We start from the raw sequence: 13,110 nt of genomic DNA, 5'->3' as shown, positions 1-13,110 counted from the left end.
CGCCCTTCGTTCTGCTCCAGCAGTTGCTTGAAGCGGAACATGACCTGGGCACGCTTGGCTGGTGGCGTATTGCGCCAGGCCGGGAATGCAGCCTTGCCGGCATCGATGGCGCTCTGGATGGTTTCGCGGGTCGCCAGCGGCAACTTGTGGATAGCCTGACCGGTGGACGGGTTGAACACATCAACCGCGCGACCGTTCTCGGTGACCAGTTCGCCATTGATCAAATGCGGAATAACGCTCATGGAAGCTCCTGAAAAAGTTGTCCACAGGCGCGCCCCAATCGGCGCGCCCGTTGTTCGTATCTATAGAAGGAGAAATCAGTCGATCTTGCCCAGCACTTCGCCGACCGCGTCGAACAGACGATCCAGGTCCTGCGGCTTGCTGTTGAAGGTTGGGCCGAACTGCAGGGTGTCGCCGCCGAAACGCACATAGAAACCGGCTTTCCACAGTGCCATGCCCGCTTCGAACGGACGCACGATGGCGTCGCCGTCACGTGGCGCGATCTGGATCGCACCCGCCAGGCCATAGTTACGAATGTCGATGATGTTCTTGGTGCCTTTCAGGCCATGCAGCGCATTTTCGAAATGCGGAGCGACTTCGGCGACGCTCTGTACAAGGTTTTCCTTTTGCAGCAGGTCGAGTGCTGCCAGGCCGGCGGCGCACGCCACCGGGTGTGCGGAATAGGTGTAGCCGTGGGGGAATTCCACCGCGTATTCAGGCGTCGGCTGATTCATGAAGGTCTGGTAGATCTCGGAGCTGGCAATCACCGCGCCCATCGGGATCGCACCGTTGGTGACTTGCTTGGCGATGCACATCAGGTCCGGGGTCACGCCGAAGGTATCGGCACCGAACATGTTCCCTGTACGGCCGAAACCGGTGATCACTTCGTCGAACACCAGCAGGATGCTGTGCTGATCGCAGATCTCGCGCAGGCGCTTGAGGTAACCCTGCGGCGGAACCAGCACGCCAGCGGAGCCGGCCAGAGGCTCGACGAACACCGCCGCGATGTTTGATGCATCATGCAACTCGATCAGCTTGAGCAGTTCATCAGCCAGGGCGATACCGCCCTGCTCCGGCATGCCGCGGGAGAACGCATTGCTGGCCAGCAAGGTGTGCGGCAGGTGATCGACGTCCATCATCGCCTGGCCAAACAGCTTGCGGTTGCCGTTGACGCCACCGAGGCTGGTGCCGGCGATGTTCACACCGTGGTAGCCACGGGCACGACCGATCATCTTGGTCTTGGTCGACTGACCTTTCAGACGCCAGTAGGCACGCACCATCTTCACTGCTGTATCGGCGCACTCGGAACCCGAGTCGGTGAAGAACACGTGGTTCAGATTGCCCGGGGTCAGGTCGGTGATTTTCTCTGCCAGCTGGAACGACAGCGGGTGGCCGTACTGGAAGCCTGGCGAGTAGTCGAGGGTGCCCAGTTGCTTGGCGACCGCTTCTTGGATTTCCTTGCGCGTATGCCCCGCGCCGCAGGTCCACAGACCGGACAGCGAGTCATAGACTTTGCGGCCCTTGTCGTCGATCAGCCAGCTGCCCTCGGCACCGACAATCAGGCGCGGATCGCGCTGAAAGTTACGGTTGGCGGTGTACGGCATCCAGTGAGCGTCGAGCTTGAGCTGGCTGGCCAGGGATGTCGGAGCGTTTTCGGGCAAGTTCATGAGCGAAACCTCGCAAGGCAATAAGCGGCATAGGGATAAAAACCGTTGTTGCAGCTAAATTGCCACGGGGATAAAGTCGGTGAAATCCAACTTTTGTAACCTTCAGTTAGCCACTCACTAAACTATCGAGTAAGAGCATGAGCAGCCGTCGCCCCGATCCACTGGCGCAAGTCAGCGACTTCGATATTCGTCTGCTGCGAATATTTCGCAGCGTGGTCGAATGCGGTGGCTTCTCGGCAGCGGAAAGTGTGCTCGGCATCGGTCGCTCGGCCATTAGCCAGCAAATGAGCGACCTGGAACAGCGCCTCGGCCTGCGCCTGTGCCAGCGCGGTCGGGCCGGGTTTTCCCTGACCGAGGAAGGCCGCGAGGTCTATCAATCGGCGTTGCAGCTATTAAGTGCACTGGAAAGTTTCCGCACCGAGGTCAACGGCCTGCACCAACATCTGCGGGGTGAGTTGACCATCGGCCTGACCGACAACCTGGTGACCCTGCCGCACATGCGCATCACCCACGCCCTGGCGCAATTGAAGGAACGCGGCCCGGATGTGCAGATTCAGATCCGCATGATCGCGCCCAATGAAGTTGAACAAGGCGTACTCGATGGGCGCCTGCATGTCGGCGTGGTGCCCCAGGCTAGTGCGTTGTCGGGGCTGGAGTATCAGCCGCTGTATAGCGAACGCTCGTTGCTGTATTGCGCGGTTGGCCATCCGCTGTTTTATGTCGATGACAAGCAGCTGGACGACGGGCGCCTGAACAGCCAGGACGCCATCGCCCCGACCTTCCGTTTGCCAGCGGATATCCAGGCGCATTACCAGGCGCTCAACTGCACCGCCAGCGCGTCGGACCGCGAAGGCATGGCCTTCCTGATCCTGACCGGGCGCTACATCGGCTACCTGCCAGACCATTACGCGAGCCTCTGGGTGCAGCAAGGTCGGTTACGCGCGCTGAAACCCCAGGCGCGGTTTTATGACTTGAGCCTGGCCTCGGTGACCCGCAAGGGACGTCGTCCTCATTTAGTGTTGGAAAGCTTCCTCGAAAGCCTGGCCGCAACACGCTGAACAACTGCAAATCCCATGTAGGAGCTGCCGAAGGCTGCGATCTTTTGATCTTGGTTTTTACAATCAAGATCAAAAGATCGCAGCCTTCGGCAGCTCCTACAGGGATGTGGTGTCCTTGGTTTTATCGTACCGGGACTTGTCTGGAACCTGTGGGTGCGCTATCAACGTCATGGCCCGCAACCCCACTTGATCGGAAGTGCCCATGACCTTTGAAGTCCCAGCTCACAGCGGCAAACCCGCCAGCCGCATTCGTCAGAAGAACGAAGAGACCATCATCAAAGCCGCCGAGGACGAGTTCGCCCGTCACGGGTTCAAAGGCACCAGCATGAACACCATTGCCCTGAATGCCGGCTTGCCGAAAGCGAACCTGCATTATTACTTCACCAACAAGCTCGGTTTGTATGTGGCGGTGCTGAGCAACATCATCGAGTTGTGGGACAGCACCTTCAATACCCTGACCGCACAAGACGACCCAGCCGAAGCACTGACCCGCTACATCCGCGCCAAGATGGAGTTTTCCCGGCGCCAGCCGCAGGCCTCTCGAATCTTCGCCATGGAGGTCATCAGTGGCGGCGAATGCCTGACCGAATATTTCAACCAGGACTATCGCACCTGGTTCCAAGGCCGAGCCGCGGTGTTCCAGGCGTGGATTGACGCTGGCAAAATGGACCCGGTCGACCCGGTGCACCTGATTTTCCTGTTGTGGGGCAGCACCCAGCATTACGCCGACTTCGCCACGCAGATCTGCCGGGTCAGCGGACGCAGCAAGCTGACCAAGCAGGACATGGAAGACGCCGGCAACAACCTGATCCGTATCATTCTCAAAGGCTGCGGCCTTACACCCTCCTTCTAAGACCACTATGCCTTTTACCCTCAGCGACTTTTGCGAATACCGCGAAGAGATTCGCAAAAGCCGCTTCATCACCTTCGCCGCGCCGATCGGCAGCCCCGCCGAAGCCCAGGCCTTCATCGCCCAACACAGCGATCCGAACGCTACGCACAATTGCTGGGCGTGGAAGCTCGGCGATCAATACCGCAGCACCGACGATGGCGAGCCGGGCGGCACGGCTGGCCTGCCGATCCTGGCGGCAATCGATGCACAGGATTGCGATCAGGTCGTCGTACTGGTGATTCGCTGGTATGGCGGCATTCAACTGGGCACCGGTGGACTGGCCCGGGCGTATGGCGGCGGTGCCAACAAATGCCTGCAAGCGGCGCCGAAGGTTGAGTTGATCAGCCGGGTGCCGGTGCGATGCGCTTGTGCGTTCGGTGAGCTGGCGTTGGTCAAGCTGCGGGTCGCGGAACTCGGTGGATTGGTGGTGCACGAGGATTTCACGGCCAATGGCGTTGAACTGCAATTGGCGGTTGGCGCTGGGCAGATCCAGACATTGCAATCTCAACTGGCTGACTTGAGTCGTGGGCGGATTTTGTTGCAGCGCTAAAAAGATCAAAAGATCAAAAGATCAAAAGATCAAAAGATCAAAAGATCAAAAGATCAAAAGATCAAAAGATCGCAGCCTTCGGCAGCTCCTACATCGCTGCGATCTTTTGGGGCACTGCACTTTTTCCATATTCCAGAGTTGCCCACATCCGCTGTGCACCCGGCTGTGGATAACCTGAGCACATACCGCTGTAACCCTTCTGTCATGCGGCTTTGCGGGCTTTGTTCATTTTTCGTCCATTTCACCTATAAAACTGCTAAATCCAAATAAAAACAATCAGTTAGAGGGGTTTAGCACTTTTAGAAGATAGCCGCCCCACGCTTATGCCCGTCCCTTGAGCTTGCGCACAAATACTGTGGAACAATCTGTGGATAACCCGTTCATGGCTGGCGCGGCTGCATATCCGGCATGGCTTGCCGTCGAGTGCTCATTTTTTGATCAAGATGACGCGCGCAAAACGGGAGCGGATCAACGGCTTTGCACCTATGTGGTGCCCGGTTTGCGATGACATCCGGCCCAGCCGCGAACACAGTGCCCTGGCACACGGGTGCCAGGCAGATTTCCTGACCTGATGGCCAGAAAATTGCTTTATCCACAGGCATGAATTCAATCGAATCGAGCCTGTCATGCCCACCGCCGATCCAACGCCCCGTCTGCAACTGAGCAGAATCAGTAAACGCTACCCCGGATGCCTGGCCAACGATGCCATCGATCTGACCATCTCCCCCGGCGAGATCCACGCCCTGCTCGGCGAAAACGGTGCGGGCAAAAGCACCCTGATGAAAATCATCTACGGCGTCGTCCAAGCCGACGCTGGCGAGATTTTCTGGCATGGACAGCCCGTCACCCTGCGCAGCCCGGCCCAGGCTCGCGACTTGGGGATCGGCATGGTGTTCCAACACTTCTCGCTGTTCGAAACCCTGAGTGTGGCGCAGAACATCGCACTGGCCATGGGTCCGGCGGCAGGCTCGCCCCATCAACTTGAACGCAAGATTGCTGAAGTGTCGCAACGCTACGGCATGGCGCTGGAGCCGCAGCGACTTGTCCACAGCCTGTCCATCGGCGAACGGCAACGGGTGGAAATCATTCGCTGCCTGATGCAGGACATCCACCTGTTGATTCTCGACGAACCGACCTCGGTGTTGACTCCGCAGGAGGCCGAGGACTTGTTCGTGACCCTGCGTCGACTGGCCGCCGAGGGCTGCAGCATTTTGTTCATCAGCCACAAACTTGCCGAAGTGCGTGCGTTGTGCCACAGCGCCACCGTGTTGCGTGGCGGGCGAGTGGCCGGGCATTGCGTACCGGCCGAGTACTCGGATCGGCAATTGGCGCGCCTGATGGTTGGCGAAGCGGCGGAGTTGATCGCCGATTATCCGAAGGTGGCGGGCACCGATGTTTTTTTGAACGTACAAGGTTTGTCCTGGCACAACCCGGACCCGTTCGGTTGCTCGCTCAAGACCATCAACCTTGCAGTGCTCAGCGGCGAAATAGTCGGCATCGCCGGTGTCGCCGGCAATGGTCAGGATGAGCTGCTGGCGTTGCTCAGCGGCGAAGAACGGCTGAGCCGCAATGACGCTGCAACCATCCGTTTCGGCGGCGAACCGGTCGCGCATCTACGTGCCGATGCCCGTCGCCAACGCGGACTGGCCTTCGTCCCGGCTGAACGATTGGGGCATGGCGCCGTGCCGGATCTGAGCCTGGCGGACAACGCCCTGCTCAGCGCATTCCAGCAAGGGCTGGTGAGCAAGGGGCTGATCCAGCGCGGCAAGGTTCAGGCGCTGGCGCAAGAGATCATTCGCCGCTTCGGGGTCAAGGCTCGCGGCACCCAGGCGCCGGCCCGCAGCCTGTCCGGCGGTAACTTGCAGAAATTCATTCTCGGTCGGGAAATTCTTCAACAACCGAAACTGCTGGTGGCCGCGCACCCGACTTGGGGCGTGGATGTCGGCGCGGCCGCGACCATTCACCGTGCGTTGATTGCCCTGCGCGATGCCGGCGCGGCGATCTTGGTGATTTCCGAAGACCTCGACGAATTGTTCCAGATCAGCGACCGCCTCGGCGCCTTGTGCAGCGGACGGTTATCGCCGCTCAAAGCCACCGTCGACACCCGCCTGACCGATGTCGGTGGCTGGATGGCCGGCCAGTTCGACGCCCCTCAATTGCCTGCGTGCGCAACACGTTAACGGAGTCTCACATGCTGCTTTCTCTTGAACCCCGTGGCCAGCAATCGAGCCTGATGCTGTGGTGCTCGCCGTTATTGGCGGCAGTCCTGACCCTGGGCAGTGGCTCATTGCTGTTTATCGCATTGGGCCACGATCCATTGCTGACTTTGCATACTTTGTTGATCGCGCCCATCAGCGACCTGTATGGCCTCTCCGAGTGGCTGCTAAAAACACTGCCGATTCTGCTCTGCGCGTTAGGCCTGGCCGTTGCCTACCAGGCGCGGATCTGGAACATCGGCGCCGAAGGCCAACTGCTGCTCGGCGCCTTGGCCGGCAGCGCGTTGGCGGTGAACTTCATCGAGCTGCAAAGCCGCTGGGCACTGGTCCTGATCCTGCTTGCCGGGACCCTGGCCGGCGCTGCGTGGGCGGGGCTGACGGCCTGGTTGCGTACGCACTTCAACGCCAATGAAATCCTCACCAGCATCATGCTCAATTACATCGCCCTGAACCTGCTGCTGTTTTGCGTTCACGGTCCGCTGAAAGATCCTGACGGGTTCAACTTTCCGCAGTCGGCGATGTTCGGTGAAGCCAGCCGCTTGCCGCTTTTGATGGAGGACGGCCGGGTTCACGTCGGCGTGTATTTCGCCCTGCTCGCCCTGGTGGCGGTGTGGGTGCTGTTGCACAAAAGCTTTGTCGGATTCCAGATCAAAGTGCTTGGGCTGGACAAGCGCGCGGCCGGTTTCGTCGGCTTTCGCGAAAAGCGCCTTATCTGGCTGGCGCTGTTGATCAGCGGTGGCCTCGCGGGCCTGGCGGGTGCGTGTGAGGTGACCGGGCCGATCGGGCAATTGGTGCCGCAAGTATCGCCGGGCTACGGCTATGCGGCGATCACCGTGGCGTTTCTAGGGCGCTTGAACCCCCTCGGCATTCTGTTTTCCAGCCTGCTGATGGCGCTGCTGTACATCGGTGGCGAGAGCGCGCAGATGAGCTTGAACCTGCCGCAAGCGATCACCCAATTGTTTCAGGGGATGATGCTGTTTTTCCTGTTGGCCAGTGATGTGCTGATTCTCTACCGACCGCGTTTGAACCTGCGCTGGGCACGCCGCGCACCCGCCACTGCCGTACAACAAGTAGGTGCGCTGTGATGGATATCGATCTGCTGAGCAACATTTTCTTCGCCATGGTTCGCTGCGGTACACCGCTGCTGCTGGTGGCGCTGGGGGAACTGGTCTGCGAGAAAAGCGGCGTACTCAATCTGGGCCAGGAAGGCATGATGCTGTTTGGTGCGGTGATCGGTTTTATCATCGCGTTCAGCACCGGCAACCTGTGGTTGGGCGTATTGCTGGCGATGCTCGCCGGGATGCTGTTGTCATCGTTGTTTGCCTTGGTGGCGCTGGTCTTCAACGCCAACCAGGTGGCCACCGGGCTGGCCCTGACGATTTTCGGCGTGGGGCTGTCGGCCTTTCTCGGCGCGGCGTGGGTCGGCAAACCGTTGGCGGGCTTCGAGCCGGTGGCGCTCCCGTACTTGAGTGAGATTCCGCTGATCGGGCGGATGCTGTTTGCCCAGGATCTGCTGGTGTACCTGTCATTCGCGCTGTTTGCGCTGGTGGTCTGGGTGACGCTGCAAACCCGCATCGGGCTGATCATCCAGGCGGTCGGCGAAAACCCGGATGCTGCCAGTGCCATGGGCTTGCCGGTGTTGGCCGTTCGGGCATTGGCGGTGTTGTTTGGCGGCGCGATGGCCGGGTTGGCCGGTGCGTACCTGTCGCTGGCCTACACACCGATGTGGGCGGAAAACATGAGCGCCGGCCGCGGCTGGATTGCCCTGGCACTGGTGGTATTCGCCAGTTGGCGGGTATGGCGCTTGCTGCTGGGTGCGTATCTGTTCGGACTCGCCAGCATCCTGCACCTGGTGGCGCAGGGCCTGGGGCTGGCGATTCCATCGAGCTTGCTGGCGATGCTGCCGTATGTGGCGACCATTGTGGTGCTGGTGCTGCTGTCGCGGGATGCGGTGCGCACACGGTTGTATGCGCCGGTGTCGTTGGGGCAGCCGTGGCAGGCTGGGCATTAGTGTTTGTCAGGACTGGCCTCATCGCGAGCAAGCTCGCTCCCACAGGTACTGCGGCGTACGCGGTTATGTGGGAGCGAGCTTGCTCGCGATGGCGTCCGCACAGGCAACAGTTGAGCAATGCCCCACGCCAACTCGAAGAACAGAAAAACCACCAGCAGCGAACTCGCGCCATGGATCAGGGCATAAGCTTGCCAAGCCGAAAACAGGAATCTGGCCACGGCGTCATACCGCCCATACACCTGCTGTGGATCACGAATGCGCAGCACCGCCCATACGCAGACAATCGAGCCCAACAGATTCGCCATCAGCATGTGCATCGGTTCGAACGGTGGCAGCTCGCCTGGCAGATTGAAAGACTGGCTCAGACTCAACAAAAGCCCGTGCACCGCGGCAAAACTCCACGGTGTGGCAAACGCTGCCATGACGATCAGGTCGTACCAGGCGCTGCCGCGTACCAGCTGACGATACTGCGTTGAAGTCCACATCGACATTGCTCCATCAATTTAGGGAGCAACCAGGCTAAAGCCTGGAGTATGCTCCAGGGTCAAGCCCTCGAAGAGACGTGATGATGCGCATCGGTGAATTAGCCCAGGCCAGCGCCGTCAGCCGCGATACGCTGCGATTCTATGAGCAGCGCGGATTGATTGCCGCACAACGCAGCGCCAATGGTTATCGCGACTATCCGGCAGACATGGTGCAACTGGTGCAGTACATCAAGACCGCTCAACGGCTAGGCTTTACCCTCGGCGAGATCGGTCACAGCGTCGCGACAATCTGGCAGTCGCCCGATCCGGACAGTGCCGTCACACGATTGCTGCAAGACAAGCTCAAACTGATCGAGGCCCGCATGGCCGAACTGGGCGCATTGCGCGATGAGTTGCAACAACGGCTTGGACAAGATTGTCCATTGAATCCACGTCTCTGAACTTCAAGGAAGCCACACATGTCCAGAAACGCACTGATCATCGGTGCCTCCCGCGGCCTTGGCCTCGGCCTGGTGAAAACCCTGCTTGCCGATGGCTGGCAAGTCACCGCCACCGTGCGCAATCCGCAAAGCGCCGAGGCCTTGAAGGCACTGGGCAAGGTGCGGATCGAGAAACTCGACATGGACGATCAGCAAGCGGTGATCGTGCTAAGTCAGCAACTCAAGGACGAAGTGTTTGACCTGCTGTTCGTCAACGCCGGGGTAAAAGGTCCTGAGGTGCAGACGCCAAACGGCGGCGCGACCCTGGCCGAAGTCGGGCAACTGTTCTTCACCAACGCCGTGGCGCCGATCAACCTGGCCCAACGCTTCGTTGGGCACATCCGCCCGGACAGCGGCGTGCTGGCCTTCATGAGCTCGGTATTGGGCAGCGTGACCATGCCCGACGCGCCGGAACTGGCGCTGTACAAGGCCAGCAAGGCTGCACTGAATTCCATGACCAATAGCTTCGTCACTCAGTTGGGCGAAACCAGACTCACCGTGCTGTCGCTGCATCCGGGCTGGGTGAAAACCGACATGGGCGGTGAAGGCGCTGACATCGATGTGGACACCAGCACGCGCGGACTGGTTGATCAGGTGAATGCGTATGTCGGCAAGGGCGGGCATTACTTCATCAATTACCGGGGTGAAACCATTCCCTGGTAACACCACCGCCCCTTGTAATTGGATGGACTCGCCCCAGCCGAGGCGTCAATGCGCCACGATGGCAGTCTAAACAGCCAACGACAGCGAGGGCGAGTCCATGAAAAATCATAGTTCGATTGATCAATCCCTGTCTTCTTCCGATTTGTCGGCCTGCACAACTTTGGCGGTCGATCTGGCCAAGCAGGTCTTTCAGGTCGCCGGTGAAGATGTCCTTGGCCAAGTGCGCTACGAGCAGCGGATCAAGTCGCGTGAGGCGTTTTATGAGTTTCTCCAGCAGTTGCCGCCTCATGTCGTGATTTTGATGGAGACCGGTCCGGGTGCTCAAGCCTGGGCCCGGCAGCTGCAAGACAAAGGCAATCTGGCGCGGATTCTTCCAGCCGGTTTGGTGGCCACACACCGCAGCGGGCCTAAAAATGATCGCAACGATGCGCTGGCGATTCTGCGGGCGGGTCGCGATGAAAAAATCTGCGCGGTACCGGTCAAAAGCGTTGCGGCGCTGGCAATGCAAGCGCTGCATCGCGCCCGTCAGGGCTATGTGCGTCGACGCACAGCGGTAAGCAATCAGATGCGCGGCCTGCTGCTCGAGCACGGCGTGGCCTTGGCGCAGGGCGATGTTGCGATCAGTCAGAAAATTCCGCGGGTACTGGAAGATGCCACCCAGCCGGTGCCGGGCCTGCTGCGTGAACTGATCCACGAACTGTTGGCCGAGTGGCGCCATTTGGGCGAGCGCATCAGCGTGCTGACGGGACGCCTGGAAGTGGCCGCCAACGCCGACATGACGGCGAAGCGACTGATGACTGTGCGCGGCATCGGCCCAGTCACTGCCACGGCACTGGTGGCCAAGGAAAGCAAGCCTGAGCGATTTCCCAATGCCCGCAAGTTTGCCGCGTACTTTGGCATGGTACCTGACCAGCACAGTAGCGGGCAGACGGTCCGGCTGGGGGACATGACCAAGCGAGGTGATGTTTATTTACGCAGCCTGATGATCCAGGGAGCCCATGCGGTGCTGCAACAACTACGACCTGATTCCCAGCAACCCGATGACCGCCGCTTGTTGCGGTGGATGAGCCGACTGGGCCGTAAGGAGGCTGCGATCAGGCTAGCCAACCGCAACCTGCGAATCGTCTGGGTGCTTCTACAGAATGACCAGTCTTATCGTCGCCATGCTGGTGATGGTCAGCAAGCGACGATGAGCCACTGAGCGACAGAGTTCTGCCACCGAGGTACTGACTGTCTGACCCTTTGCTGAAAAAAATTGACCCCAGGTAAGACCGGCGTGGATTGATGCCTAAGCTCCTACTGGCCTTCGAGGCCTGACTGTAATCGGCATACCACGAGCTCTTCCAATTTTGGCCAGAGGCCGAAGACGGCTTCCACGAATAGGCCTAATACATAGATGCAACGGGGCGACAGTTTTTCAAAAGCGGGTAGACAGTGGGGGCGAGTCCATACATAGGAGCTGGCTTGCCAGCGATGGCGGCGGCACATCGAGCGATAATGTGACTGACAGGACGCTATCGCTGGCAAGCCAGCTCCTACAGGTTTTGCGTTGTCTGGTCGGGACGGGCTTGCCCGCGAAGCCCTTTTGATCGACACTTCGCACCTCGCCTCCCCGGCGACCCTGGATCAGCAGACAGGGCAACACTGAGCTGGCAACCCTGAACCCAACTTTCAGAGGAGCCGGCCAACATGCCTGCGACCCGTACCTGGTTAAAAAATCCCCTCGCCATTTTCACGGCCAACGATCTCGATGCCCGTGGCGGCCTGGTGCTGCAAGACGGTCTGATCGTCGAAGTGCTTGGCCTCGGCCAACAGCCCTCCACGCCTTGCAATGAAGTGTTCGACGCCCGCGAGCATGTGATCCTGCCGGGGCTGATCAACACCCATCACCACTTCTATCAAACCCTGACCCGCGCCTGGGCGCCAGTGGTCAACCAGCCCCTGTTTCCATGGCTGAAAACCCTGTACCCGGTGTGGGCGCGACTTACCCCTGAAAAACTCGCCCTCGCCACCAAAGTCGCGCTGGCCGAGTTGTTGCTGTCCGGCTGCACCACGGCCGCCGACCACCACTACCTGTTTCCCGAAGGCCTGGAAAATGCGATCGACGTGCAAGTCGAGAGCGTTCGCGAACTGGGCATGCGCGCCATGCTGACGCGCGGTTCCATGAGCCTTGGTGAAAAGGACGGTGGCTTGCCGCCGCAGCAAACCGTACAGGAAGGTGAAGTGATCCTGGCCGATAGCCAGCGCTTGATCGCCGAGTACCACGAACGTGGCGAAGGCGCGCAAATCCAGATCGCCCTGGCGCCCTGCTCACCCTTCTCCGTAACCCCTCAAATCATGTCCGCCAGCGCCGAACTGGCGAACAAACTCGACGTGCGCCTGCACACGCACCTGGCCGAAACCCTGGACGAAGAAGAGTTCTGCCTGCAGCGCTTTGGTCTGCGCACCGTCGATTATCTGGACAGCGTCGGCTGGCTCGGTCCGCGTACCTGGCTGGCACACGGCATCCACTTCAACCCGGACGAGATTGCCCGCCTCGGCGCAGCCGGCACCGGCATCTGCCATTGCCCGAGTTCGAACATGCGCCTGGCCTCCGGCATCTGCCCGACCATCGAGCTGACCGATGCCGGTGCGTTGCTCGGTCTTGGCGTGGACGGTTCTGCCTCCAACGATGCGTCGAACATGATGCTCGAAACCCGTCAGGCGTTGTACATCCAGCGTCTGCGCTACGGTGCCGAGAAGATCACTCCAGAGCGCGTCCTGGGCTGGGCGACCAAAGGCTCGGCAAGTTTGCTGGGTCGTTCCGATATCGGTGAAATCGCGGTGGGTAAACAGGCTGACCTGGCGCTGTTCAAACTCGACGAGCTGCGTTTCTCCGGCAGCCACGATCCGGTATCGGCGCTGCTGTTGTGCGGCGCAGACCGCGCGGATCGGGTGATGGTCGGCGGCAAGTGGCGAGTGATCGACGGGCAGGTCGAGGGGCTGGACCTGAAGGGATTGATTGCCGATCACAGTCAGGCGGCGCGGCAGTTGATCGCGGGCGTCTGACACAACACCGGCCCACTGTAGGAGCTGCCGAAGGCTGCGAT

The 13,110-nt window shown here is 60.1% G+C and carries 13 protein-coding genes (1 of these 13 running past the window's edge); 10 read left to right on the top strand and 3 right to left on the bottom strand.

Annotation, left to right across the window (positions count from 1 at the left end; genetic code table 11):
• Positions 1–242: the beginning of a CoA-acylating methylmalonate-semialdehyde dehydrogenase gene (locus tag ACA054_RS03370; protein ID WP_497688189.1), read on the bottom strand. The gene continues 1,252 nt to the left of window position 1, outside the view; the window shows 242 of its 1,494 coding nt (coding positions 1–242); the start codon lies at positions 240–242; the stop codon falls past the left edge of the window.
• 75 nt (positions 243–317) lie between these two features.
• The gene (gene aptA, locus ACA054_RS03365) at positions 318–1,667 is read right to left on the bottom strand and encodes an omega-aminotransferase AptA (RefSeq protein ID WP_497688188.1); all 1,350 of its coding nucleotides are present in this window, start codon (positions 1,665–1,667) and stop codon (positions 318–320) included.
• Between the two features lie 137 nt (positions 1,668–1,804).
• Between aptA and ACA054_RS03360 the strand changes: the two genes are divergently transcribed.
• The 6 genes from ACA054_RS03360 (at position 1,805) to ACA054_RS03335 (ending at position 8,394) form a co-directional block, all read left to right on the top strand.
• The gene (locus ACA054_RS03360) at positions 1,805–2,725 is read left to right on the top strand and encodes a LysR family transcriptional regulator (RefSeq protein WP_497688187.1); all 921 of its coding nucleotides are present in this window, start codon (positions 1,805–1,807) and stop codon (positions 2,723–2,725) included.
• A 202-nt stretch (positions 2,726–2,927) separates the two neighbouring features.
• Positions 2,928–3,578 carry a TetR/AcrR family transcriptional regulator gene (locus ACA054_RS03355; RefSeq protein ID WP_497688186.1) on the top strand — a complete coding sequence of 217 codons (651 nt, stop codon included), beginning with the start codon at positions 2,928–2,930 and terminating at the stop codon, positions 3,576–3,578.
• 7 nt (positions 3,579–3,585) lie between these two features.
• The gene (locus ACA054_RS03350; protein WP_497688185.1) at positions 3,586–4,167 is read left to right on the top strand and encodes an IMPACT family protein; all 582 of its coding nucleotides are present in this window, start codon (positions 3,586–3,588) and stop codon (positions 4,165–4,167) included.
• A gap of 626 nt (positions 4,168–4,793) precedes the next feature.
• Positions 4,794–6,347, top strand: a complete 1,554-nt coding sequence (locus ACA054_RS03345; protein ID WP_497688184.1) for an ABC transporter ATP-binding protein — start codon at positions 4,794–4,796, stop codon at positions 6,345–6,347.
• Between the two features lie 11 nt (positions 6,348–6,358).
• The gene (locus ACA054_RS03340) at positions 6,359–7,468 is read left to right on the top strand and encodes an ABC transporter permease (protein ID WP_497688183.1); all 1,110 of its coding nucleotides are present in this window, start codon (positions 6,359–6,361) and stop codon (positions 7,466–7,468) included.
• Complete coding sequence (locus ACA054_RS03335; protein ID WP_497688182.1) at positions 7,468–8,394, top strand: ABC transporter permease; 927 nt, start codon at positions 7,468–7,470, stop codon at positions 8,392–8,394. Before ACA054_RS03340 ends, ACA054_RS03335 begins: the two co-directional genes overlap by 1 nt.
• Here ACA054_RS03335 and ACA054_RS03330 read toward each other — a convergent pair.
• Positions 8,391–8,879 (bottom strand): hypothetical protein, encoded by a 489-nt coding sequence (locus ACA054_RS03330; RefSeq protein WP_497688181.1) that lies wholly within the window; start codon positions 8,877–8,879, stop codon positions 8,391–8,393. The two genes, ACA054_RS03335 and ACA054_RS03330, sit on opposite strands and share 4 nt — an antisense overlap.
• Positions 8,880–8,962: 83 nt before the next feature.
• Between ACA054_RS03330 and ACA054_RS03325 the strand changes: the two genes are divergently transcribed.
• The 4 genes from ACA054_RS03325 (at position 8,963) to ACA054_RS03310 (ending at position 13,069) form a co-directional block, all read left to right on the top strand.
• Positions 8,963–9,319 (top strand): MerR family transcriptional regulator, encoded by a 357-nt coding sequence (locus tag ACA054_RS03325; protein WP_497690238.1) that lies wholly within the window; start codon positions 8,963–8,965, stop codon positions 9,317–9,319.
• A gap of 18 nt (positions 9,320–9,337) precedes the next feature.
• Complete coding sequence (locus ACA054_RS03320) at positions 9,338–10,021, top strand: SDR family oxidoreductase (RefSeq protein ID WP_497688180.1); 684 nt, start codon at positions 9,338–9,340, stop codon at positions 10,019–10,021.
• A gap of 142 nt (positions 10,022–10,163) precedes the next feature.
• Complete coding sequence (locus ACA054_RS03315) at positions 10,164–11,222, top strand: IS110 family RNA-guided transposase (protein ID WP_497690228.1); 1,059 nt, start codon at positions 10,164–10,166, stop codon at positions 11,220–11,222.
• A 488-nt stretch (positions 11,223–11,710) separates the two neighbouring features.
• Positions 11,711–13,069 (top strand): 8-oxoguanine deaminase, encoded by a 1,359-nt coding sequence (locus tag ACA054_RS03310; RefSeq protein ID WP_497688179.1) that lies wholly within the window; start codon positions 11,711–11,713, stop codon positions 13,067–13,069.
• Positions 13,070–13,110 lie beyond the last annotated feature (41 nt).

The organism is Pseudomonas sp. LBUM1653 (assembly GCF_059716115.1).
Note: the sequence above shows the minus strand (reverse complement) of the source record. Positions and strands in the feature narration are given on the sequence as shown.